This window comes from Paenibacillus sp. J31R34, assembly GCF_059383715.1.
The window spans coordinates 1,079,702-1,105,026 of the sequence record NZ_JBXENU010000001.1; the positions used below are offsets into that span (position 1 = coordinate 1,079,702).

21 protein-coding genes and 1 pseudogene are annotated in these 25,325 nt (G+C 45.0%); 5 read left to right on the forward strand and 17 right to left on the reverse strand.

Going from position 1 to position 25,325, the window contains the following annotated elements:
- Positions 1–186 precede the first annotated feature (186 nt).
- The 6 genes and pseudogenes from AC50YG_RS04570 to AC50YG_RS04595 all read right to left on the reverse strand — a co-directional run bounded on the left by AC50YG_RS04570 (position 187) and on the right by AC50YG_RS04595 (position 8,462).
- Positions 187–816 (reverse strand): TetR/AcrR family transcriptional regulator, encoded by a 630-nt coding sequence (locus AC50YG_RS04570; protein WP_494825009.1) that lies wholly within the window; start codon positions 814–816, stop codon positions 187–189.
- A gap of 86 nt (positions 817–902) precedes the next feature.
- Positions 903–2,080: pseudogene (locus AC50YG_RS04575) on the reverse strand (MFS transporter).
- A 372-nt stretch (positions 2,081–2,452) separates the two neighbouring features.
- Positions 2,453–3,244 (reverse strand): SIR2 family NAD-dependent protein deacylase, encoded by a 792-nt coding sequence (locus AC50YG_RS04580; RefSeq protein WP_494825011.1) that lies wholly within the window; start codon positions 3,242–3,244, stop codon positions 2,453–2,455.
- A 16-nt stretch (positions 3,245–3,260) separates the two neighbouring features.
- Positions 3,261–4,301 carry an NAD(P)-dependent alcohol dehydrogenase gene (locus AC50YG_RS04585; protein ID WP_494825013.1) on the reverse strand — a complete coding sequence of 347 codons (1,041 nt, stop codon included), beginning with the start codon at positions 4,299–4,301 and terminating at the stop codon, positions 3,261–3,263.
- 169 nt (positions 4,302–4,470) lie between these two features.
- A complete protein-coding gene (locus AC50YG_RS04590; protein WP_494825015.1) occupies positions 4,471–5,337 on the reverse strand; it encodes an amidohydrolase family protein in 867 nt (288 codons plus the stop codon).
- A gap of 14 nt (positions 5,338–5,351) precedes the next feature.
- Complete coding sequence (locus AC50YG_RS04595) at positions 5,352–8,462, reverse strand: GNAT family N-acetyltransferase (protein WP_494825017.1); 3,111 nt, start codon at positions 8,460–8,462, stop codon at positions 5,352–5,354.
- A gap of 213 nt (positions 8,463–8,675) precedes the next feature.
- On the opposite strand from AC50YG_RS04595, the gene AC50YG_RS04600 reads away from it, so the two are divergent.
- Positions 8,676–10,034: an amidohydrolase family protein gene (locus tag AC50YG_RS04600; protein WP_494825019.1), complete on the forward strand. Its 1,359-nt coding sequence runs from the start codon at positions 8,676–8,678 to the stop codon at positions 10,032–10,034.
- 140 nt (positions 10,035–10,174) lie between these two features.
- On the opposite strand, the gene AC50YG_RS04605 is transcribed toward AC50YG_RS04600, so the two are convergent.
- Positions 10,175–11,212, reverse strand: a complete 1,038-nt coding sequence (locus AC50YG_RS04605) for a Gfo/Idh/MocA family protein (RefSeq protein WP_473755570.1) — start codon at positions 11,210–11,212, stop codon at positions 10,175–10,177.
- A gap of 33 nt (positions 11,213–11,245) precedes the next feature.
- A complete protein-coding gene (locus AC50YG_RS04610; RefSeq protein WP_494825314.1) occupies positions 11,246–12,124 on the reverse strand; it encodes a sugar phosphate isomerase/epimerase family protein in 879 nt (292 codons plus the stop codon).
- Between the two features lie 136 nt (positions 12,125–12,260).
- On the opposite strand from AC50YG_RS04610, the gene AC50YG_RS04615 reads away from it, so the two are divergent.
- Positions 12,261–13,160: a helix-turn-helix transcriptional regulator gene (locus AC50YG_RS04615; protein WP_473755569.1), complete on the forward strand. Its 900-nt coding sequence runs from the start codon at positions 12,261–12,263 to the stop codon at positions 13,158–13,160.
- Between the two features lie 196 nt (positions 13,161–13,356).
- Here the strand turns inward: AC50YG_RS04615 and AC50YG_RS04620 are convergent, their stop codons facing one another.
- Entirely contained in the window at positions 13,357–13,779 is a 423-nt protein-coding gene (locus AC50YG_RS04620) for a MerR family transcriptional regulator (RefSeq protein ID WP_494825020.1), read from the reverse strand.
- Between the two features lie 171 nt (positions 13,780–13,950).
- Between AC50YG_RS04620 and AC50YG_RS04625 the strand changes: the two genes are divergently transcribed.
- From AC50YG_RS04625 to AC50YG_RS04635, 3 genes are all read left to right on the forward strand, one after another.
- Positions 13,951–15,072, forward strand: a complete 1,122-nt coding sequence (locus AC50YG_RS04625; protein ID WP_494825021.1) for an NADH-dependent flavin oxidoreductase — start codon at positions 13,951–13,953, stop codon at positions 15,070–15,072.
- A 571-nt stretch (positions 15,073–15,643) separates the two neighbouring features.
- Positions 15,644–16,894 carry an amidohydrolase family protein gene (locus AC50YG_RS04630; protein WP_494825315.1) on the forward strand — a complete coding sequence of 417 codons (1,251 nt, stop codon included), beginning with the start codon at positions 15,644–15,646 and terminating at the stop codon, positions 16,892–16,894.
- Positions 16,895–17,099: 205 nt separating this feature from the next.
- Positions 17,100–17,756 carry a DJ-1/PfpI family protein gene (locus AC50YG_RS04635; protein WP_494825022.1) on the forward strand — a complete coding sequence of 219 codons (657 nt, stop codon included), beginning with the start codon at positions 17,100–17,102 and terminating at the stop codon, positions 17,754–17,756.
- Between the two features lie 29 nt (positions 17,757–17,785).
- Here AC50YG_RS04635 and AC50YG_RS04640 read toward each other — a convergent pair whose 3' ends face one another.
- The 8 genes from AC50YG_RS04640 to fabD form a co-directional block, all read right to left on the reverse strand.
- The gene (locus tag AC50YG_RS04640; protein ID WP_494825023.1) at positions 17,786–19,015 is read right to left on the reverse strand and encodes a cytochrome P450; all 1,230 of its coding nucleotides are present in this window, start codon (positions 19,013–19,015) and stop codon (positions 17,786–17,788) included.
- Positions 19,016–19,162: 147 nt separating this feature from the next.
- Positions 19,163–20,050 (reverse strand): TetR/AcrR family transcriptional regulator, encoded by an 888-nt coding sequence (locus AC50YG_RS04645; RefSeq protein WP_494825024.1) that lies wholly within the window; start codon positions 20,048–20,050, stop codon positions 19,163–19,165.
- A gap of 174 nt (positions 20,051–20,224) precedes the next feature.
- Positions 20,225–20,812 (reverse strand): DUF1349 domain-containing protein, encoded by a 588-nt coding sequence (locus AC50YG_RS04650; protein ID WP_494825025.1) that lies wholly within the window; start codon positions 20,810–20,812, stop codon positions 20,225–20,227.
- A gap of 80 nt (positions 20,813–20,892) precedes the next feature.
- On the reverse strand, positions 20,893–21,405 hold the full coding sequence (locus tag AC50YG_RS04655) for a zinc-binding dehydrogenase (protein WP_494825317.1): 513 nt from the start codon (positions 21,403–21,405) through the stop codon (positions 20,893–20,895).
- A gap of 1 nt (position 21,406) precedes the next feature.
- A complete protein-coding gene (locus AC50YG_RS04660; RefSeq protein ID WP_494825027.1) occupies positions 21,407–22,393 on the reverse strand; it encodes a cysteine peptidase family C39 domain-containing protein in 987 nt (328 codons plus the stop codon).
- 45 nt (positions 22,394–22,438) lie between these two features.
- Positions 22,439–23,203 (reverse strand): enoyl-ACP reductase FabI, encoded by a 765-nt coding sequence (locus tag AC50YG_RS04665; RefSeq protein ID WP_494825319.1) that lies wholly within the window; start codon positions 23,201–23,203, stop codon positions 22,439–22,441.
- Positions 23,204–23,247: 44 nt separating this feature from the next.
- Complete coding sequence (locus tag AC50YG_RS04670; protein ID WP_494825028.1) at positions 23,248–23,946, reverse strand: 4'-phosphopantetheinyl transferase family protein; 699 nt, start codon at positions 23,944–23,946, stop codon at positions 23,248–23,250.
- 10 nt (positions 23,947–23,956) lie between these two features.
- Positions 23,957–25,240, reverse strand: coding sequence for an ACP S-malonyltransferase (fabD, locus tag AC50YG_RS04675; RefSeq protein WP_494825030.1), 1,284 nt, complete (start codon positions 25,238–25,240; stop codon positions 23,957–23,959).
- Positions 25,241–25,325: the final 85 nt, after the last annotated feature.

Here is a 25,325-nt window from a genome sequence, read left to right on the forward strand (position 1 = left end):
AATTAATAACCAATAATCATATAAATCGAACGTTCATTTATTATATAATGAAATTATCCCTCTCTTTTTTATAACCCGCTTGTTCATTGCTTATGATAAACGATCGTTCGATTAATATCAAGCTTTTTAATTCAGAGGGACTTATTAACCATCTATCCGGATGATTGCCCCTCTGAAAGTCTCAAATTATGCTTTTAAAGCATCCCAGGTCATTCGAATTAATTCGTTCAAGCTATCCTGTTTCAACTCTATTCGCCCGCCAAAATATTCTTTCACATATTGCATGGACGGGTTAAACATGAACATATGGAGCAGTCCCGTATCCACTTGTTTGAAAATATTCTGACTTTTTCCTTTCTCAAGTAAGCTGAAAATCGGCTCAAACATTTCTATTCCTTCTTTTAGAGATAGCTTATGAAGAAGTGGCGAGTTTGAAAATTGCTCAATAAATAAGAACTCTTCTTTATTGGTTAAAATAAAATTTATAAACTTTCTGAGCGCATGCTCGAATGCAGCTTGTAGCGAAATCGAGTCATCGTAATTATAAAACACTTCTAGACTCATCTTTTTTTTGACACTCAAATACAATTTATTCAGCATATCTTCCTTATTTTCAAAGTAAACGTAAATCGTTGAAGCAGATACACCGGCTTTTTTCGCGATCTTGGACATCGAAGTTTCAGACAAACCATGTTCATTTATCAGGTGGATCGCTGCATTAAAAATGCTCTCGCTTTTATTTTCATCTTTATGTCTCATGCGCCTATAATAAAAGAACGTTCGATCAAAGTCAAGTCTGCCCGCTCCATCAAGCACCCACTGATGTCCACCCTGCTTTGCTTCACCAAATCGCATACGGCCAAGAAAAATTAGGGATACAGCTAAGTCTGTATTTTTGAGTTTTAGGTTTTTGAAGGAAGTGGATCCTTATTAAGAGGGTGCCGTTGATTGTTTTTCAACAGTCGTTTCACAAAAAATGTGAAAAGCAATAACGAAAATACTACTGACACGGCGCTGACCGTGAACAATGCCTGATAGCTCATGTACTGGGAAACCCAGCCTAGCATGATCGCACCTAACCCAATACCAAGATCATTAGCCGTCGATATGGAGGCGTTGGCGACTCCTATACGGTCCGGACGAGCGAGACGTATTGTTGCCGCTTGAAGAGCTGGCTGCGCAGAACCGAAGCCGATTCCATATAGAACCGCTGACACGAGCACACCGATCAAGCCGGTCGAGAGACTCAAGACAATCAAGGCAGCGATAGTAATTACAAGGGCTGGTACAATGACCGATATCTCGCCGTATCGATCCGAAAGTTTTCCCGAAATGGGACGACTGAGCGCCAGTGATGCCGCAAAGGCCAGAAAGAACGCGCCCGAATTGACCTGGATCGACTTAGCAAACAGTGGAACAAAGGTCGTAATGCCCCCATAAGCGATGAACAGAAAAAAGACCGATGCCGCAATCGGCAAAACCGATTTTTCGAATAACTCGATTTTTCGAACGCCCGTTTGCGGCCGGAATGGCATTTTTGCACCTAGCATCAGGAGCAGCGCTGCCGCAGAGAGGATGACTGCGATTAAAAACAAAGCGCTGTACGATTGGTTCTCTGTCACCCAGATGCCCAGCATCGGTCCGATGGCCATAGCCAAGGTCATGGACGTGCTAAACCACCCCATTCCCTCCCCTCGGCGGGCCGGCGGGATCATATCCGTAATTGCAGTCATCGTAGCCGTGGTGGAAACGGCCCAACTCATCCCATGCAAAATTCGGAGTCCCATCAGAACGATCATTCCCCCGACCCAGTTATACATATACATCGCCACAATGAACAGAATCAGCCCCCAGATGAGAAACGGACGCCTGCCGAAACGGTCCAGCAGCCCGCCAATGAGCGGCCGAAAAAAACGGCGGACAGCATAAATGCTCCCATCGCCAGCCCGACCTGCGATTCATTGCCGCCCATCTGTGTAATGAATAGCGGCATCGTCGGATACAGCATATAAAAGGCGTTAAATAAGAATAGGTTGCCTATAGTCATCAGCGTAAATGATTTTGTCCATAGACGTTCCACTGTTCTTTCCTCCTCTGGAGCAAACTAATTTAATGCAAGTGTTTCCTCGTCTGATACTATCATTCTTTCTCCTTTTTCGAATCATATAAAGCAGTTTAACGTCTGGAGTGGACTCCAAGTCAATAATGAATCTTTCATAGTTCTCTTTTTTATCCTTCTACAATCCGATTATTGATTTTCTAATCAAAGAAGTCATTAAACAGGGAGCAGCCACAATGGCTCCTCCCTGGTGATGCACTTTTTTGCATGGTCATTATATTTTTACCAAGTAATCCAGCCACCCGTTCGTTGATAGCTGTGTAATCGTTCATAATGTTCTACATTTGCGATAATCATCTCTTCTGGCTGACGTGCTGTCTTTGTTGTAATGTTTTAATTCAATAATGCCGATACCGTTTCATGAATGCCTTCCGGGAATGAAATCATGTTCCGGTTATTATGTTCAGAGCCTATTGGATCGTCTTGCTTCAAGATTACCAAAGATTCACGATCAACGCCTAATCCGATATAAAGCCGTTTCTGACTCATAGAGTCCAGCACGAATCCTTTATATAATGCTTCTAATTCAAAAAACTTCTCATCCTGAACAAAGTTTTTGTTATTTCTTATGTTTGGAAGCATCTCACCGCCACAAATCGGACATTTGGGGATGAGTTCCAGCGGTATTTTATAATCAACAACACTCTCGGCCATTTCCATTACCGGTATTTCACTAGAATAGACCCTGTCATGGCAGCCAATTGCACACTGTAGTTTTCCGTAATTGCCTTGAACCTCAAATATTTTGTCAGATGAAAAACCTGCCAGCTCGAATTGGCTGTCGACAGTCATGGTCAGCACGAAATAATGCTTCTCATTGATTAAGCTATATAAATCCTTGTAAAGCCTGGCAGGACCGGCGTCATACCGAGTATGACGGATTAGTTTTGCCCAAAAGCCCCATTTGTCCTCTTGTACCGGGAACGTAGATAAGCCGGACGCATACATATCGTTTAAAGAAAAATGACGAATACGTGGAGCAAACTTGTCCGTAAACCTTTTCCCGCTACACAGTATGCTAGCAGCAGCCGAAATACCCTCTCCTCCACCCAATAGAATATATTCAGCCTCTGCTATAGCCTGTTTTGCCTTTTGTATACGTGCTTGAAAATGATCGAGCTCCAACTTCCTGCTCCTCCTACTATAAAGTGGATATGTCGATTACGAATCGATAACGCACATCACTGCGGATGATACGCTCAAAAGCTTCATCAACTTGATCGGCATTGATAACCTCGATTTTAGGGGCAATGCCATGCTCAGCGGAAAAATCGAGCATCTCCTGGGTTTCTCGAATGCCACCAACGAGTGAGCCTGCGATGCTGCGACGCTGCATAATCAAGGAAAACACATGGTATTGATCTGGCTCGCTAGGTGCGCCGACGTTTACGAGCGTTCCATCTAACCGAAGCATCGATAAATAGGCATCAACATTGAGATTGGCAGACACTGTATTTAAAATAAGGTCAAAACGATTGGCTAACGCCGTGAATGTAGCGGAATCGCTAGTTGCAAAGTAATGATCTGCTCCAAAGCTAAGCGCTTCTTCTTTCTTATTCAACGATTGGCTCAGTACCGTAACTTCTGCCCCTAAAGCATGAGCATATTGGACAGCTAGGTGACCAAGGCCCCCCATCCCTACAATAGCAACCTTCTTGCCTGGGCCGATGTTCCAATGCTTCAAGGGGGAGTACGTAGTTATCCCCGCACATAATAGCGGACTTGCAACATCCAAATCCAAGGCATCTGGAATGCGGACAACAAAATCTTCTTTAACAACGATTTTCTGGCTATAACCGCCGTAGGTTTGATTGCCATCGTAATCTAAAGAATTATAAGAATTGATAACGCCTTTTGTACAATATTGCTCCTCTCCGCTGAGACAGTACTCGCATTGTCCACAGGAGTCAACGAAGCACCCGACTCCAACCCGATCGCCAACAGCGAACTTATTAACTTGCGTTCCTACTGCGGTTACCACACCGGCCATTTCGTGACCAGGAACCATCGGAAACATGCCGTTACCCCATTCATCGAAGGCATTATGAATGTCAGAGTGGCAAATGCCGCAATATTTAATATCGATTAAAATATCATTCGGTCGTAATTCTCTCCGCTCCATAACCGTCTTTTCAAAAGGCGCTCTTGCGCTTGGAACACTTAGGACATTCGTTTTACACATATTTTTTCTGCTCCCTCGCTCTATTTTTATTGGTTAATGCTACAAGGAGTAGCTTACACTCTGGAGTTCACTCCAAGTCAATAGGAAAACTCGCGAAACGTTAAAATAAAAAAAGCCGCCACATTGGCGACTTTTAACGACTTCCCCTGCACAGGGACTCTTCTCTACCCTATTCTTCTACAAGCAGCTGTTTCAGCTTTGGAAATACCCGCAGCGCATTGTTATAAAAAACATCCTCCCAGTGAGCCTCAGGAATCAGATGCTTTACAAACTGGATATAGGCATCCAGCGGAACAAGCGGCCAATCGGTACCGAACACAAGCCGGTCATATTTTTCGGCAAACACAATGGCACGTCGGAAATGATCCGTATACGTTTGCTCCAGCAGCAACCGTTCCACCTTCGCGGCATCGCCTACTATCCAGCCTGATAGATCTGCGTAGAGATTCGGATTTTTTTCCAGCAATGCGGCTGTTTCCATGACCCAAGGATCACCGAGATGACAAAGCATAAAGGTTAGATTACGGTGCTTCAAAAAGGTTTCTTCCATAGACAGCGGATGCGAATATTTGAGCAAGCCTTTGTCCGAATAGGTCAGTCCTCCATGAATGACGATGGGAAGCTCGTAAGTGGAAGCGAGCTTATATACCGGGTCATAAATTTCATCACCTACATTGTAGTGGTAATAACCCGCATACAGCTTAATACCAACGACATTTTTCGAGCGCAACGATTGTTCCAGCGCTTCGAGTTGACCATCCAGATGCAGGGTTAATGGATTAATACCGACACAAGTAAACAGATTATCAGGAAGCTGGTCGCTCAAATCAAGCAGCATAGGATTAAGGGCTGCGGAATCCGGAAATGCCCCTTCAACCGTTTCCGTAACGCCCATCCCCACACCCGCGATGACTCCAGCATTTCTAAACTCCTTTAGCAAACCGCTTGCTGTGTAATCAATGGCTGCCAAAGCTTGGGCCGTCTCTTTAAAGGCTGCAATATTGGAATAATGGACATGTGCATCTATAATTTTCATTAAAGTATCCTCTCTTAAGTCAACTGGTCAAAACGAATGTTGAGCAAATCCTGATAAGCTTCCTCCGGGGCAAGCAGATCAGAAATGATATAGAACTGCGGTTTGCTGAATTGCTGCTTTCCGTCTTGCAAAAATAGTTTTTCTGTTGCTAAGGATGCCACTACATGGGTATTCATATGCAGCTCGCTTGAATCAAGCTCTGGGTGGGCCATGAAGGTCAGCCTCTGCTTTCGCTCACGGGAGCTATACTGGAAGATTCCGTTTGGACTGCCCGCGCTATACTGAACCCTGCCAGCCTTATAGGTAATATTTTCACCATTGCTATTTTTGACATGCCCCCTGCTATCCTTGATATCGCTGCTGGCCCGGTAGAAGGTCGAACTGGAAAGGGTTAGCGGATGCAAAGGCGCACCTGTATTTTGCTCCACCCGAGTGACAGTTGCAAGTACAGGTACCCCTGGCAGCATTAAGAAATAGTGATGGAGCACAAGTCCTCTGAGTTTTGCATGGCTGCTGATCGTCACACTCATTCGGATACCTGACCAGCTATTACCCAGATTATCTGTAATCGCTGCAAAGGCTGCCTCACGCGGCTCTTCCATGAAGCTCGCTGCGGACATGCCGGATACTTCTGCTGCAATGCCGCCAATCCAAGGATTCCACCAAGACTTGGGACCTGGATGAGGAAAGGAGGAATCGAGCCATTCTACGCCGCTATGCTTTAGTGAGAATAAGGCTGGTGCAAAGGCGCTGCTTGCCTGAATTTGCAAAACCCCATTACCCGCCGTCAGTACTTCACCCTCATCTGCTGGCTCCGTTTGTTGGACTATAGGATGATTCGATAGCGGGAAAATAAGGCGGCTTCGTCCTATTTCATAGGTTTCCATATCCAAACGCAGTGATAAAATGTCGGCCTCAGGACTGGATTTTCTAGTTAGCGACGCAGCTGTTTCGGTGAGCTGCTGCTCGCTAGATATTAAGCAATTCACCGTATCTACACTATCCAATGCAGAAGTGATTTCAATTTCACCGTCCAAAAATGTATTTTTCCGCTCAACAATCCGAACCTCGAACGCTCCTTGGAGAAAGGGATTTCCCTGATTCACAATCGTGTCCAGCTGCTCGGCAGCCCTGAGATCCTGTGACGCTCCATTGTTCTGGGCAAAAGAACGGAAATCGCGCCAATTTCTCCACGTTCCCAGCGCAATGCGGATAGGCTCAGTCTTTACAATACCCCCAGCGGGTATGACACCTAGAGGATGCTCAAGTCCGTAAAGCCAGCCCTCAGAAATGATTTCTAATTGTGCCGGCCAAGTTATCCCCCGTGATGACTGTCCGTTATTAGCAAAAATCCAATTTTCCGTAAACCTATTTTTCTCCCAATAATCGGAGTTATAGGCGTCAGGTCCTTTGCTTAAATCCACATATTGGCCTTCATAAGGAATAATGCTGTCCTCCAGATTGAAATGAAAGCTTTCCTTCAAAAATAAGGGCTCTTCCGAGGCGGAGGAAGCTTTGCGCTGTACAACATGATGACGGGTAATGATGCCATTGCTGTACAATTTGACGACAAGGGTTAGCTGCAGGTCAACTGCAGTCAAATCATATTCGGCTTCGAGCACCATAGCATCGTCTTGTCGACATGTCACACGCGAGACAGGATTTTTTGCAAATGCTCCACTATAAGGCAAGCCAAATTTGGGATAATGCAGATTCATTACCCCGCGAGCTCCCTCATTAATGGACAGCATATTGCTTGATTTATTTAAACGAGCGGAGTGTTGTCCGTTAAAGATTACCCAGTCCTGATCGGTTTCGCCTCCGAAAGCAGCATGTATTCCCGGGAACACAAGACTGACCTCCTGCTGCGATACAAGTAATTCGCCAGTGCCGACCACCTTGTGAATAGCGAGACGATGATGCCAAATGCCATAGGTCAGCAATCGAGCTTCAATGGTAATGGTCTTCCGGCCTCTGGCGGGTATCTTGATACGGACGGAGGGCTGGCTGAAGGAAAGAACAGCATCATCGGCCAGCTCGCAAGCAAACTCAGCCTCAGTCTCGTACTCATTTTCTACTGTTAAATCAATCGCAATAGGTTCGCCTGCATAAATGGGACCAGCTGGTGCTTGAAGCTTTAGCTTCGCTGGGAATTTTGGCTCAATGCCGATTTTGAAGGTAGCTGGCAATCCATTAATGAGCAGCTCCGCTTCAACAACCGGATGTGTCTGAAATAAGTTCTGATCCTCTTCTATGGCTTGGACTAAGAAGCTGCCTTCTATTCGTTCCTGTGACTCAACCACTCTGGATTCATGCAGCTCAAAGCTAATTGCAGCATTGCCAACGCTCTTGATTTCCAAAGCTAGACTCTTCCCGCTTTTATTGACGGCTTCATATACGATCGGATAGCTTGCGCCGAAAGGCAGCTTATGGTGATTTGGAATCGTGGCCTTAATGAGATAGTCATCTGTTTCAATTAGTCTTAACCCGCGTCCCGTCCGCTCATATTCCATCCTTAGATGCAAGGAGCCCTTTTTCCACTCATAAGTAAAATAATCAAAACCTTGTTCCTGACGTCCATCGGGACTGACCGCAATTTCGCGTATGCTATCCGTGTACCAGTTGATTTCTTCAAAATAATCCTTCACAGCGCCGGTCTGCAATACGGATGGAATCAAGTTCATTAGATGGGTGGTGTCATCCCTTTTCTCCCAGAAAAACCCGCTCTTCTTATACGCAGGGACAGCTTTGGTATTGCCTGGCCACGTATAGAGGTCGAGTCTAGGCCAGCCAAGCTTCAAGGTTTCCTCTAATGCACGCAAAATAAGTCGCTTGCCGACTTTGTGACCGTGATAATCAGGGCGGACATTTAGTAAAGGAATGTACAGGGCACCTGCATCCTCCTTGTAATGGGAGAAGCTGCAATACCCAACAACCTCCTCACCAGCTATCGCCAAAAATACATGAAGAAATGTGCTGTTATGATGTTCTTTAAGAATGCTTTCCTCCGTCTGGAGCGAGTTGTCTCCACCCCAACTCTCATTGCTTGTATTCCACATCGCAGCAATGGAGCCCGCATATCGGGGGTCATATTCGACGATCGTTATTTCTTGCTTTCTATTCATAAGAGCACTCACCTCCTGAATTTACTGCATATTTCAAAACAAAATTCGACATTTTACTGACTGAACGTTCAGTATATATTGTATCATGTGTGTTTTTTCTGGTCAATTTTCCTGAATCTCTTAATCTATTGGCTTCTTCACCTACCGGTTTACAAATTGTGTAAAAATATGTAATCTATATTTGTAAACACATATGTAAAGGAGATGAATAGATTGAGTAATCGTTACTTAATTAAGAACGGCTATTTTTTAACAATGGATAAAGCTCTAGGAGATTTTAAGAAGGCTGATATGTTAGTTGAGGACTCTATCATTGTCTCGATTCAAGAAGAGCTCGATGCTTCAGACTGCGAAATCATCGATGCAACGGATATGATTGTCATGCCAGGCTTTGTGGATACCCATCGGCATGTTTGGGAGTCTTTAGTCCGCACGATAGGAGCGGACTGGTCACTGCCGGCCTATTTGCAAAATATTTATTATGGCGGATTTGGCAGCAAATTGCGCCCAGCAGACAGCTATGCTGCCAATTTGCTAGGTGCTTTGGAAGCGCTGAATGCCGGCGTAACTACCCTTTTGGATTGGACGATGATTTATTCTCCCGAGCATGCAGACGGATTCATTCAGGGCTTGCAAAATGCTGGCATTCGCGCCGTATTCGCATATGGAGCCTCCGGCGAGACTGAATATTGGGACCGCAGCAGCAAAAAGATCGTTTCCGATGACGTCTACCGCGCAAAAAGGCAGTATTTTTCCTCCGATGATCAACTGCTAACGATGGGATTAGCCATAAGAGGACCGGAATTCAGCCATTGGGACGCTACCGTTCAGGAAATACGGCTTGCAAGAGAACTCGATGCGATCTGTTCCATGCATGTCGGCTTTGGCAGCTGGGGCCCGGATGACCGCTCTATTGAAAAGCTATACAAGGCCGGCCTGCTTGGTCCCGATTTAAATATGGTTCACGCTAATACGATGGGCTATGACGAGTACAAAATGCTAGCAGATTCAGGGGCGTCGATATCGATTACTCCTGAGGTGGAAATGATGATGGGGCATGGCTATCCAGCCACCGGGCTGTTTATTGAAAATGGCGGAACGCCTACCCTTGGCGTAGATGTGGTGACTTCAACCAGCGGAGACATGTTTACACAAATGAAATTTATGCTGCAGGCGGAGCGGGCAAGAACGAACCAGAATCTTTTGGCATCCAAAAACATGCCCGGTGAATTAAGTTTAAAGGCACAGCAAGTCTTGCATTTTGCAACGATAGCTGGAGCCAAAGCTTTAGGATTAGACCGTAAAGTCGGAACCCTAACGCCTGGAAAAGAAGCCGATTTCATTATGGTTCGGATGACAGATTTGAATCTGTTCCCTGCCTCCGATCCGGTGGGGGCCATTGTACAATTTGCAAACCCGTCCAACGTTGATTCCGTATTTGTTGCTGGACGTCCGGTCAAACGTCACGGCCAGCTGCAGCATGTCGATTTAAATCATATACGTAAAATGGCAAACGAAAGTAAAGAATACTTATTTTCTGCTTTTGCAGATACCACGAACGGGGTCATTTAAACCGTCCAGCTTAGGAATATTTTCAATGGCATATACATGCTTATATTTGAACAAAAACCGGTATCCAAAGGTTGGAAGCCGGTTTTTGACCTGAAAATTTAGCCAATGAGCCTCTTAACATTCGCTCATATTTGCCATTATTATTTCATCATATCAGCAATAAGGACCTTCTGCCCAAGCCGCGCGCTCTCCAGCGATGCAAGCACCATGGCCATGCTGTAAATATTATCGCTGCTGTCGGTTTCCGGCTTGCGCCCTTCATCAAGCGCTGCAAACATTTCATCAAGACAGCCTTCGTGGAACTCATTATTCAGCTGCACAAGTCCACCCTCTATGCGCACATAATCGCGAATAAATTTGCCCGTCTGATCGCTTGGAGCAACAATTTCTGCATAGGGCTCACCGTTTCCGTCCCAGATGGCTGTACCATATTCTCCTGTTATACGCCACTGAGCTTCCCATGACGTAATCGCACCCTCCGCGCACCATGAGCCGCGATAATTAAATAGTGAGCCGTCTGACATTTCAAAAATACAGAGCGCTGCGGCATTTCCTTCATACCAGGAGCCAGGAGGGTTAAATTCATGGCAGTAGACCGATACCGGATTCGCTCCCGATACATACCGAGCCTGGTCGAACGTATGAATCGCCATATCGAGCAGCAGCGGACTGCTCATCGCATCACGAAATCCGCCAAAGTGCGCGCCGATAAAAAAATCCGCACCGATAAAGCCGGTTCGCCCAATGTGGCCATCCGTCAGCAGCTTGCGCAAAGCGCGAATGCGCCCATCGTAACGGCGATTTTGCATAACGGCATGTGTATGGCCCGTGCGCTCCGCCAGCTTCACAATAGACAGGCACTCTTCCATTGATTCCGCCAAGGGCTTCTCGCCAAATACATGACAGCCCTGCTCTAGCGCTGTTTTGCCGATTGAATAGTGACTAGATGGGATTGTAATATCAAAAACAAGGTTCGCCCCCGTCTCCATAAGTGCAGTCTGCAAGCTGGTAAAAGTCGGACAGCTCAATCCTTTACGCTCAGCCATCGCCTGGGCAAATTCCTGTTTGATATCGACCAGACCAACGATTTCCGTATCCTTCCTGCCTAAGGCATAGTCCACCCATCTGTTCGCCATTCCGCCGCAGCCTGCGACAACCACCCGATATTTTGCTGGCATCGTGTTATTCCTCCCGCTTCTCTTCAGCTCGTTTTATACGCTTGGATTTGGAACAAAATCGCCGCCGCGGCAGCGCTTTAAATAATTTAAGGCATGAACCTGACCTGTCATTTCCAGCTCGTCCTTGTACACAGGATCATGCCAGCCTTCGATGTCGATTGTGCCTCTATAGCCATTTTGACGCAAAATCGTTATAATATCGCTCCAGTTGCTGTCGCCAAAGCCCGGCGTCCGATGCCATACAAATGGCTGTGGACCATGCACACCGTGCTCCTTCACAATATCCCAAGCGATCGTCGCATCTTTGCCATGAACATGGAATACTTTGCTTGCCCATTTGCGAAGCTGCGGGATCGGATCAATCAGGCTGACCATCTGGTGGCAAGGCTCCCACTCCAGCCCGATATTATCTTCCGGCACTGCGTTGAACATAAGCTCCCACGCTGCCGGATTATGCGCAATATTCCAGTCTCCCTGTGTCCAAGTACCACCCATATCGCAGTTTTCAAATGCAATTCGCACGCCTTTGTCCGCCGCACGCCTCGTTAGTTCCCCGAACACTTCCTTAAAACGCGGGATGGATTCATCAATCGGCTGGTCCGTCAATCGCCCAGTAAACCCAGATACAATATTAGCGCCAAAGAGTGGCGCATGGTCGATTAAGCGCTCCCAGCTAGCTAAAGTATCCGCATTGTCGCCTGCACCTGTAAGCGGATTGCCGAAGACGCTAAGAGCCGACACCACAAACCCATGCTGATCGGATAACGCTCTTACACGTTTAGCCAATTCCGTCAAATCGTTTTCGCCCGTAGTCTGCCAGAACGTCAAATTAAAAGATTCAAAACCATGTCCCACGATTTGCGGTATAATCACATCGGCATTCCCGCCGCCTACCAAGGTACCTATTCGCATTTGTTCACTCACTTGAATATCACTCCAATATTGGCTTATAGTATGCTTAGCACCTTCATTATAACGAGAGAATTACGAGATGACTCTAAACAATCTTGAGCAAAAGTAGTCTAATCTTGTGGTGGTGAATGATATTATGACGTATCCAAAGGAACTTTGGGAAAATACGCGACTAGAGCATAAGGCGTATCCCATTCAATTATTTCATAACCAAGCACTTGGCATTAAACCGGGTGACAGCATGCTGTATTTGCACTGGCATGAGCATTTCGAGATTATTCTGATGCGGGAAGGCAGTGCGCTGCTGCATATCGACAGCAGACCTTATGAGATATCGCAGGGGGAGCTGATCGTTATTCCGGGAGGCGGCCTGCATGTTGGCTATGCGCTGAGCGAGGGCGATATTCGTTATGATTGTATCGTCTTTAATGCCTCGTTGTTCAATGAGTGGGTTCATGATCCCGTGCATGCGCAGCTTGTTGCGCCTTACCTGGAAGGAACGCTGAGATTTCCTGTCAAACCGCTAGAGCATGAGCAGCATGGCGGCGCTATCGTGAAGCTGCTGGATGAGCTGGTGGGAGAGCTTGACGACAAGCAGACCGGCTATCAACTGCTCGTCAAAGCGAAGCTGTACAGCGTGCTAACACTGCTTGCCCGCCGTTACGACAGCCAGCCGCCAAACAGTGGCAGAGGCGCAGCAGCCTCTCATTTGGCTAACCGCGACCGCTTCAAGCAGCTGATCAAACGATTGGAATCCGATTTTCAAACCAAAATAACGGTAGAAGCAGCGGCGCGGCAGGTTAATCTGAACCCCTTCCATTTCTGCAAGCAGTTCAAAAAGCTGACTGGGCGCACCTTCATCGAATATGTCAATGTTTGTCGCGTAAACGAGGCGCAAAGGCTGCTGCTGCAAACGGCATCTACCATTGCCGAAATTGCAGCAGCAGTAGGCTGCGACAATCCGAATTATTTTACAAAGCTGTACAAGCAGTACAAAGGCGTAACCCCGTCGGAAGCGCGCAAACGGCCATTGTAGCGCAGCACGGCGGTTCCTAGAATATTTTTGTTATGTACAATCAGTTTCAAGGAAAATATAGTACCGCAATCGTGAAGGGCCAGACGGTATTTGGAATGGTTTAAGGTCTTAAAAACATTCTCCTAGAGACACCAAACTGTAATTATAATTCCACATTTTATGAAGCAATCCTGCCCTTTAGCGTAAGTACCTTACATTAATTCACCGTCTTAATCTCCAGTCCGTGACATTTAAAATTATAGTTTGGGTTTTTCATAACCTCTTCTTTCTGAAGTTCATACATGGCTATTTTATAGTTTATTTCTTCTAAGTGTTTAAAACTTTCGTCAATTTTCTTCTGCACTTCCAATTTATGCTGCATCAACATTTCTTCTCTTTGTAAATAGGTAGTATTTCCTAATTCATAAAGTTCCTTGTAATCCTTTATTTTTGAAAGAGGCATGCCTGTCTCTTTAAGGCAGCGAATAAAAGAAATCCAGTCTATTTGTTGTTCGCTATAAACTCTACGGCCTTTTTCGTCACGAGATATATTTGGTAATATCCCCTGCTCTTCATAAAATCGAAGCGTCTTTGCAGATACATTTAAACTCTCCACTACATATGTCATTGAATACAACATCTACTTGTCCCCCTCCTTTAGTTACAGTTACTATAACTAAATATATATCATAAAGAGAATGACAACGCAAAAAATCTATATTTAATCATATAAAAACAAATACTTGACTTTCCGTAACGGAAACCAATTAAACTGAAATAGAAAAGAGAATATGAGAGCGAGGTTTATGAAATGAATCAGAAATACAGTAGGTTATTTGAATCCTTCACATTCAGAAATGGAATAACAATTAAGAATAGTATCGTTATGGCACCTATGACAACCTGGTCAAGTAATGACGATCTTACCATTTCGGATGACGAAGTAAAGTATTACAAACAAAGAGTGAATGGAGTAGGACTCGTCATTACAGGGTGTACTCATGTTACACCTAATGGGCAGGGTTTTACGAATGAATTCGCTGGATACAATGATGAATTTACTCCAAGTTTACGAAAATTAGCTGAGGCAGCGAAAAGTGGAGGCGCTCCTGCGATCCTACAGATTTTCCATGCTGGCAATAAAGCCGTGCCTGGATTGGATGCAGTTAGTGCGAGTGCATTGCAACCCGAAGTTACAAATTTAGGTTCAACTTCAGAAACAAGAGAACTATCACATGAGGAGATCTTGTCGATTGTACGTGCTTTTGGAGACACAACAAGACGAGCAATTGAAGCCGGATTTGATGGCGTCGAAATTCATGGGGCTCATGGATTTTTAATTCAGAATTTTTGGTCGCCAGCGACAAATCAACGGACGGACCAATGGGGAGGATCACTTGAAAATCGCTTGCGTTTTCCGTTGGCAATTATTGAAGAAATCAAAAAAGTCATTGAAAAACATGCTACAAAACCATTCATTATAGGATTCCGACTTTCTCCTGAAGAATCCTCCAAAGTGGGCGGATTACGTATGAAAGACACGTATGAATTAATTGATTTCCTTGTTGGACAGGATTTAGATTATATACATGCTTCATTAGATAATGTGTCTTCAAAGCCAGTAGATAGTCAAGATGAAAAAACACGACTTGAATTAATTCTTGAAAGAGCAAACGGTAAGGTACATGTGATGGCTGCTGGTTCCATAATAACACCGGATGATGCTCTTGAAGCTATGGAATTAGGTTTGCCGCTAGTCGCCATTGGGCATGCGTTAATTATGGATCCTAATTGGGTTGAAAAGGTCGCAAATGGACGTGAAGCCGAGGTAGATTCTGAATTGAACGTTTCGAAACTCGACCAGCTTAATATTCCAGAAAAACTTTGGAATGTAATTCAAGCAATGCCAGGTTGGTTTAATATTAGAAAATAAAAAGTAGTCCTAAAGGCTACTCAGATTGACGAGAAACCCAAGTCTTTTATGAGACTTCGGGTTTCTTTTGCTAATTCTAAGGTGCTCCGTCCATCTGTAGTTCGGTAGGGCAATTCTTGCTGTTGCGGACACACATACCGCGTATGTTTCGATCTTGAAGGCCAATATTGTTGCGTTAACTGCCCGTTAGCGTAACGATCGATCCTCGATTTATGCTTTTATTTTAATAAGTTTTTTCAACCAAGGTCTTGATAATTTTCAGTCTAACACTTTATTTTCTTTTCACATTTGAAACTCTAGCTGCTGCCAGACATTCAGTCGATAATTCCGCTAAGTATGGTTTACAAATTGTGATAAATTATGTAATGTATATATTTTAATCATTGCATTATTTAGTTGATTAGTCGCCCTTGAGCATTCTTTTTTATCATCACTTTTGTAATCCCATTCATTTATCAAAGAAGATGGAAATGTTGAGTAAACGATACTTAATTAAAAACGGCTTCGTTTTAAGTCTTTAGGAGATTTTAAGAAAGCGGATATTCTAGTAGAAGATTCGCTCATTGTAGCGATAAAAGAAGAGCTCGATGTTTTAGATTGCGAAATTGTCGATGCTACAGATATGATTGTCATGCCCGGCTTCGTCGATACCCATCGTCATATTTGGGAATCATTAGTTCGAACCATAGGCACGGACTGGTCACTGCCTACCTATTTGCAAAACATTTATTATGGCGGGCTTGGCAGCAAATTGCGGCCAGTAGACAGTTGTGCCGCTAATCTGCTGGGAGCACTGGATGCGCTGAATGCCGGTGTAACTACCCTTTTGGATTGGTCGATGATTTATTCCCCTGAGCACGCAGACGGATTAATTCAAGGTTTGCAAAATGCCGGCATTCGCGCCGTATTCGCGTATGGAGCATCCGGCGAAACCGAATATTGGGATCGCAACAGTAAAAAAACCGTTTCAGATGACGTATACCGAATCAAAAAGCAGCATTTTTCTTCCGACGACCAATTATTAACGATGGGGTTAGCTATTAGAGGCCCAGAATTCAGCCATTGGGACGCAACGGTTCAGGAAATAAGGCTTGCAAGAGAACTCGATGCTATCTGTTCCATGCATGTCGGTTTTGGCAGTTGGGGTCGCGATGACCGCTCCATTGAAAAGCTATATAAGGCTGGCCTGCTTGGTCCCGATTTGAATATGGTGCATGCCAATACAATGGGTTATGACGAGTACAAAATGCTTGCAGATTCAGGAGCATCGATATCGATTACGCCTGAGGTGGAAATGATGATGGGGCATGGGTATCCAGCCACTGGGGTGTTTATGGAGAAGGGCGGAACACCTACCCTCGGTGTAGATGTCGTGACTTCAACCAGCGGGGACATGTTTGCGCAAATGAAATTTATGCTGCAGGCAGAGCGGGCAAGAACCAATCAGAACATTTTAGCATCCAAAAACATGCCGGGCGAGTTGAGTTTAAAGGCACAGCAAGTATTAAATTTTGCAACGATTGCTGGAGCTAAAGCTTTGAAATTAGACCATAAAATCGGCAGCTTAACGCCTGGAAAAGAAGCCGATCTCATTATGGTTCGCATGACAGATTTAAATATGTTTCCCTCTTCCGATCCCGTTGGAGCTGTCGTACAATTTGCTAATCCCTCAAACGTTGATTCCGTATTTGTGTCCGGACGTCCAGTAAAACGCCACGGACAGCTGCTTCACGTGGATTTAAACCATGTGCGTAAAATCGCGGGTGAAAGCAAAGAATATTTGTTTTCTGCTCTTGCAGATACCGCAAGTGGGGCCGTTTAAAGCAGCTTGATGGCTTGAGAACTTCGCGCTTTCTTCCCATAAGCTTGGAAAAGGCAGCCGTTCCTTAGGGGATGGCTGCCTTCAATTCGATGACATCCTTAGAAAGGTTCTCACAATATACATACTTCCATATACTTATACCCCGTATAGGTATGTTAAAATCATTTTTTGAAACATAAACTCCCAGAATAAAGGAGAGATCATCATGAAAATCGCAATTATGCTTTTTGATGGGATCAGAGCATTAGATGCAATTGGTCCTTACGATGTGTTCGCCGCTACACTGAAATGTGAAGTAAAGTTTGTCGCTAAGATAAAAGGTTTAATTAAACTGGACTCAAATATGGGATATTTACATGCCGATTACAGCTTTTCTGAAGTTACGTCAGCTGATATTTTTGTTGTTCCAGGCTGTAGTCCGCCAAATTATAAAACGCCAATGAATGATGAAGAAACGTTAAATTGGATTCGCCAAATACATGAAACTACGAAATGGACTACGTCGGTTTGCAACGGCTCATTGATATTGAGTGCAGCAGGCTTGCTAAATGGAATCGTTGCCACAAGTCATTGGGACTCCTTCGATCTGCTCCAATCCCTTGGAGCCATACCTACAGATGAGAGAGTCGTTCGTCAGGGTAATCTGGTTACTGCAGCTGGTGTTTCCTCTGGTATCGATATGGCGCTCCAATTAATAGCATGGGAATTGGGAGAGGATACAGGCAAAGCCGTACAGTTGATCTTAGAATACGATCCTCAACCTCCATTTGACACAGGTTCACCAAAGAAAGCGCCCGCTGTATTGGTAGCACAAATAAAAGGGATGTTACAAGAGTTTGCAGAACGGGAGCCTAATGTGTAAATCAAAAACCATTTAACAGCCTTTTGTCTCTAAAGGATCTTCATCGGCAAATGAGTTAACGACTGCCCTACGGCGGAAGTTGTAAGATGACGCTCCAGGTCAAAGGCTTCAACCGCTTCAATGCCCGAAACCTTCTCCACAAATGCCCTTAGGGCAATGCTCAGCTCCATCCTCGCCAATGGGGCACCTAGACAAAAGTGAGGGCCATTGCCAAAGGTTAAGTGCTTTTTGTTATTGGCACGATGAATATTGAGCTCAAACGGATTTTCAAACATACGCTCGTCCATATTCGCCGCGCTCATCCACGCGATGACAACGTCACCTTTTTTCAAATCGACGCCTAACAGATTGTTATCCTGCTTAACCGTACGATGTCGTTTGGAGCAGTGGAACCGGAAGCGAAGCATTTCTTCAACAGCTAGAGGAACTAGACTTGGGTCTTTCCTTAATTGATCGTACAACGGTTTGCCTTCATTCAAAAAGGAATAAAACATACTAGAAATCGTATGGCTCGTTGTTTCTATTCCTGCTCCTAACAAAAGCATCGATGTCCGGACCACTTCGTCTTCGGTAAACTTTTCGCCATCTACCTCCACCTTCAATAGATCCGTAATGATATCATCGCCAGGATTTGTCCGTTTATCGACGACCATAGGGTATAAAAATTGGTAATATTCCTGGGCAGCTGCCTGCTTTTTCAGTTCAATCTCATGCGCGTTCTCCTCGCTCGCTGGCTGGAACAAAATGTCTACCCAACTTTTAAAGAGGCCGCTGTCCGTAAGCGGGATTCCAAGCAAATCAGCCATTACCATAGCGGGCAGCGGAGTTGCCAGTGCCTGAACGAGATCAATCGTCGTGTTTGGTTTTATGTCCTCCACAAGCCGGTTCGCAATGTCGTTGATTCGAGGCTCCCAGTTTTTTAAGCTGCGGGGTGTAAAAGCAGCAGATAGCAAGGAACGGCTTTTTAGATGGCGTGGAGGGTCTACGTCTGTAATATTCAGCTTATCCGGAGGGGTTCCCTCCCGGTTTTTTGCCCCAACTAAAATGGTTGTTCTGGACCCTTCGCTCGAAAAATATTCATGCTTGCTCAGCACCTGCTTGACATCATCATACCTGAAGACATTCCAGGTGTCGGTACCTTCATGATAATATACAGGATGTTCGGACAGCATTTTCCGATACCATTCGAGCGGAAAAAACTCTTCCGATCTAGACTGAAACCGCGAAATTTCATGAACCGCAATCACTTCTTTATACATAAAGATGCCACCTTCCGGATTAGCTCTAGCATAATAATTATACCATTCGTCCATTTAATTGGAATAATTCGTAAGAACTATTTGGAATTTGGCTATTTAAAAGGGTTTGATTATACGATTCGTTCATTTTTCGCTCGTCCGTTTAGCTTATCTCGGATGTGGCCTGCTTTGCTCCATATAGCACCAGCATTCTTTGGCTATTTTTCTTGCTTCATTCTGATAGGAGCTGGATTCAAATTCGATTTGAAAGGCCGCTAATACCACTTCCACCATTGTTTTATTGAGCTCAGCATCCATAATCAATGATAGAAGCCCTTCTGTAAGTTCTTTGGCTTTGATGGTTGCTTGCGATTGATTTATGGAACGGTTGAACGTTTGAAGTTCAGCCACTAAGCTGCTTTTATCAAGCACGGTCGATTTAGATAATGGGTTGATCAACGCAAGGCTGTCAGGATCAATCATATGTTCATGCCTCTCTTGCATGGCTTTCAACAAAATTTCGACATAATTCAACACCTTGGGCACGAGACTTTTCCAATCCGGCTGTTCGAGGCGAAAATTCCGCCATGTATTGGAAATTTGATGGATCATGCCCAAACAAAATATAGCTCCTTCATAGGTATAGTCTTGTAATTCTTCACCATATAATTGGGTCAGTCGTCCCGATAGCCAATCCAACTGAATTCGGGTCAGATTTTGCAAATCGATTTCCCCTGAATATAAGCCTGTCCAAAATAATTCCAATACAAGCTGCTTTTCCGGAATCGTTATTGGAATGACAAGTTGATCCACGAGCAGGTCGAAATCCGAGGTGTAGTTGCGAGTTTCCAAATCTTTTCGAATGATCATGTCCTCGTGCGTACATTGTTCCAAAATCGCCAGAATACAATCATCCTTGGAACCGAAAAATTTGTAAAATGTGCCTTTGGATACGCCTGATCGCTCCAAAATCATTTGAATAGACGTATTTGTTATACCATATTCCTCAAATAGCACAAGTGCTGTATCAAGCAGTAGTTGTTTGCGTTTATTCATAAGCTCCCCCTGGGTTCTTTCGCTTTGAAATGTATAAAGTGATTGTATCACCCTATGGGCAAAGGAAATAGAGCTTTGGCTGCCTAATAAGCTCGACCGAGTCATAAAAAAACACCCCGGAATCCTTATGGATTTCAGGGTGTTTTCCAAGTAAGTTCGGCAGCCTTATTCCTTTTATTGATGCATCTTCCACTTGCATTCTGTCATTTCAAACTCACTAAAAACAGCCTTAAAAGAAGATTGTTCTGGGCTGCAGGCGTAGACGCCAAATTGTATTTCGTCTCCACCTTCGAACAAATGGAATATTCGCATTTGTTTATAACTGATTCCGTCATATGAACTTTCAATGCAATAATCACTTTCACGACGGCTTAATCGATAGTACATCGTCTTTACATTTGCCGGAATATCCGTCGTTGCCCAATCCGAAAACCCATGGTTGGTGACAACACTCCCTAACCGTTGATATGCATCATTTTCAAATTCGATAGAGGCTTTGAACCAGTTTTCACTATTCTGATATAGGATAACCCCGCACTGGTCATAACGATGTTTACTGTTAAACTCCGTTTTCACAACAAATGAGAAGTAAGGCTCGGCTGTTTTCAGCAATAAAGCGGGGGCAGAATCATTTTGAAAACCGTAATAGGTGCGCTGCCAAAAATCGGTTCCCGGCTCCGTGGTAATCGCAACCTTATTTTGTTCCACGGCATACTTCTTGGGTTCATTAAGCCAAAATGCTTTATGTAGTTCATACTTCACTGTATAGGTCTCCTTATTCATTAAAGTAGATTTGAGACTATGCTCCACAACGACAGTATGGCCTGAATCGACGTGCTTTGCTAGTCTCCAGTATTAATCACAATTTTCCCTCGTACGTTATGAGCTTCGATCAGTATATGAGCATCGACTATTTGAGCAAGGGGAAAACTATGCTCAATGACAGGAATGACCCGCCCCTGCTCGCATAGCTTGCCAAGCATCTCAAGGTCATCAGGTCTTGACTTCGCCATAACGATTCTACCTTTGCGGCCTGTTGACATTCCGGTTGTGAACATAGAGATCAGCGTTGCGATTGAAGGGACAGTGGAAACGTAGATTCCCTTAGGCTTCAGAACACGTCGATTTGACCAATAGCCGAACTTTGCTGCTGCGTCAAAAATCAAGTCATAGCGCTGCTCTACTTTGCGATAATCCTGCTTGTCATAAGCAATGATGGTATTACAGCCAAGCTGTAATGCGAGCTCTGTATTCCGGGAATGACAAACTCCAATTACATGACAGCCCGCTGCCTTTGCAAGTACTGCAAAAAAACGCCAAGGTCGATGCCTTGGGCGTTTTTGATAGGGGGACAGCCTAAGCCTTCATCTTCTCCAAGCAGCTTAAAATAAAGGCTTGCTCCCGCTCCAGATTGTCCTGCAGCTTGGCATAGATGCTGCAAGACAGCTTCTCGTCCTCTTTAAATCTGTATTTAATCACTAAATTTCGCAAGGACAAGTAGCGATGCTTCATATCCACGCTAGTGTCTAGCAGTCGCTGGTCGTATAGCATGTACCCATGATCCATCAAATAGGCAATACGCTTTTCCATTAAAAGTTTGTGCTCATACAGCAGGTGATACGCACGCAGGTCAAATTTTCTATATTCAGATGATGAGGTATCCATATTCTGTGGATCTGTAAGAAGCCGCTGCAGCGCTTGAAATCCGAATTCGAACTGCTGCTCCACCACCAAATCAAACGTAGGTTTGGAGTATAAATAATTTTGCATGCCGGCAGCAATTTGTTCCATATTAATATCGCATTCAAAGTCTGTGTTGCGCTTCAAAAAGCGAATTTCTGTATAGAAATCGAATTCATCGGACACACACCAATAACCCTCCTCCAGCTCCGAAAAGGGGCATTCCGCCTTTACAAACTGCTCCACAAAGTTGTCTGCGACAAGCGCCATATCCTTGTCCAAATCATATCCGTAAATTAATAGCTCATGCATATGATGACCATTTTTATACGAATCCGTCAAGGATATATAATACCGGTCTACGAAAATATGTACATAATAGCCACGATCTATCGACTCGATAATGACATCCTTTAATGATTTTCCCCATTTGGCAATGACTATGTCCTGAGGAAGCTGATTATAGGATATGCCGGGACAGACTTTGAGCAGAATATGGTGGTTGTCAAAAGCGAACATTTCCCATAAATAAGCATATCTGATTTGAATAAAATTATTGAATACCCATCGCCATAACGGTTCGCTTATGATGGAAAACAAGATTCCGTATGGGGTGTACGTGCTAACTTCCGGTTCCTGAAGGTAAAGCGCTTTTCTTGACATGACCTGCCTCCTTCCACTGTGTAATGACCCTTTCAGGCTGCCAGCCTAAAAAATATGACAGCCTGCATCGACATGGAGAACTTCACCAGTAATGCCTCGCGAAAGACGACTTAGCAAAAATATTGTCGCATCACCTATCTCATCCTGATCAACATTGCGCCGCAGCGGCGCCTGCTGCTCCATGGCTATCAGCTTATCTTGAAAATCAGCAATCGCTGAAGCGGCCGATGTGAGTACGGGGCCTGCTGACACTGCATTTACACGAATGCCATGCTTGCCTAGATCTTCAGCCAAGTAGCGCACGCTCGCTTCGAGCGCAGCCTTCGCCACACCCATGACATTATAATTTTTCACGACACGACCAGATCCTATGTAGGTTTGCGTCACAATCGCGCCACCCTCTTTCATTAAACCGCGCGCCTGCTTAGCCATAGCCACTAATGAAAAGCTGCTGGCGTTTTGCGCCAGCAGGTAGCCTTCTCTCGTCGTATCTATATACTCTCCTTGAAGCTGATCCGCATAGGCAATGGAATGTACGAGTCCATGAATCGTTCCAACCTGCTTCGCAATGACGTTGAATGCTTCGGCAATGCTCGCATCTTCCAATATATCGCACGGGACAACAGCTGCCGCTTCAATGCCATACTCCTGAAGCAGCTTTGTCATTTTGCGCAAGGACTTATCCTTTCGATAGGTGAAAACAAGCCTAGCCCCTTCCCGATGAAGCGCTTTGGCAACTCCCCACGCTAAACTCTTCTCATTGGCTACGCCTGATACGACTATGACATGATCTTTCATCAGCATCGGAATTATCTCCTCCGAACAAGGTTAAAATTTCTCTCAGCAGCTAGCTGTTACTGAAGCGTAGAAAGCATGCTTTCCAACTCCTCGTAATCCAACTGCTTAAAAATGGGCACCGTCTCCTGGTAGGTACACAGTGCCATCGCATGCTCTTCATCTGCAAAGGTTTGCATAAAATAAGCAGCAGAAGCCCCTTTTTCAAGGCTTGCCTCCACTTCACCGTCCTCCTTGATTAAGAAAGAGAATGAATCAAGCGGGATCGACATTCCTTTGCCCACTGCCTTGATATAGCTCTCTTTCAACGTCCACAGCTGGTAAAAATACGTGAGCTGACGACTGCCAGCCAGACTCATCAGCCTATTATATTCAACCGGAGCGAAGAACCGCTCTGCAATGGACAAGTCCTGTGGCTTCATGAGCTCAATGTCAATTCCAACCAGGCAGTCGCCAAAGGCGCAGACTACCCAGTCACCGGAATGTGACACATTAAAATGGAAGTCGATGGAAGAATGATCTAGCAACGGCTTGCCAAACTCATTTTTGTAAAAAGTAAGCTCAGCATTTGATAGCTTCCATCGCTTGGTAATAGCAAGTCGTGCCAAAATCTCACCCGTCACCGAACGATAGGCATCAATCGGCCGGCGGAATCGCCCGGCCGCTTCCCGCTTGCTTGGTGAAACGTAATTCAACATAACTTCATGCAGCGCCGCAGCTTTCCTCTCGTCCAGCCGCAGCATATAAACCTCTATCATGGATAAACTCCTATCTGGAAATTTTTTCTGCTAGACGCGAAGGAGCAAGATAGTCGTTTAATTCATAATACATACCCGTCTCGTCAATAATTTGATGGAGCCAGCGAGTCTGCTCTTCTACCGAAACCTTCTTCGTATCCAAAATGATTTTCAGCAAATCGAGCGCTGTTCTCATTTGTTCCAAAGTTGGCTTCTCACCCGTCTCCTCAAGACGATCCTGAATCTCCTGAATTTTGCGATACGACTTCACAACCTTCTCCTGATACTCCTCATTATCCCAGTTTTGGTTGAGGGTAGCTACTGCCACCGCCAAGCTGCGCGTAATAATAGTTGGAATATGCTTTCTGAGGCCCGGATAAGCTGCTAAAATTTGCTCGATTTTTTTGCGATCCTCCTTCGTGCCATAGCAGAGCGCTTCAATACCATCCACATTCGCCTTCACCATATTGGTCAATACGTTTTTAGGTCCCATTTCGACCGTAAGCGTAACGCCTTTATGTTTAAAATATTGCATCGTACGCTCCCATTGTACCGGGCTAGTTATATGCTGCGCAAGATTTTGCGCCACTTTCTCCGAATGTGCCATCGGCTCGGCATTGCGGTTCGTAATGACCGGATATTTGAAGAAACCGTATTCCAGCCCCGACAATTTGTCCAATAATTGGTCGGCCATCGGCTGCATAAAGCTGCAGTGGAACGGAGCGCTGGCAAGCAGCGGCGTTGCCAGTCCGCCATGATTCGCGAGCCTGTCCTCCAGCTCCATAACCGCATCGCTTTCACCGGAAATCGCGGTTTGATTCGGCGTATTATAGCAGGATACCCAAACCTGGCGGCCCTCCAGCTCCATCGCTTTGCATTCATCCACAACCAGCTTGCGCTCGACACCATCAATAATGGACATCGCTCCAACATCGCTTGCTGCAACCTCGTCGGTCAGTTTTCCCCGTTCATGCAGCAGCTTCACCGCATCGGCAAAACGAATGGCTCCCGCGCAAGTAAATGCGGCATATTCACCAAGGCTGTGCCCGGCAAGAAATTGCGGGACAATACCGATCTCCTGCATATAAACGCGGAAGCTGGCTACGCTTGATACGAGAATGGCCGGCTGGGCATTTTTCGCTTTGGACAGCTCGGCAAGCGAGCCTTCAAAACAGAGCTTAGCCAAATCATAGCCAAGCACATCGTTTGCTTCCTCAAACGTTTGCTTCACAATTGCATATTGATCATAAAGACCTTTCGACATGCCGACAAAGTGAGAGCCTTGACCTGGGAACAGAAACGCCATTTTTTCCATTATTACTTCCTCCAATATCATATTAGCCGTATTTTTTCCAACAAACAGGCATCCACGACAATTCAACCTGCTATCCTGCTTCAGC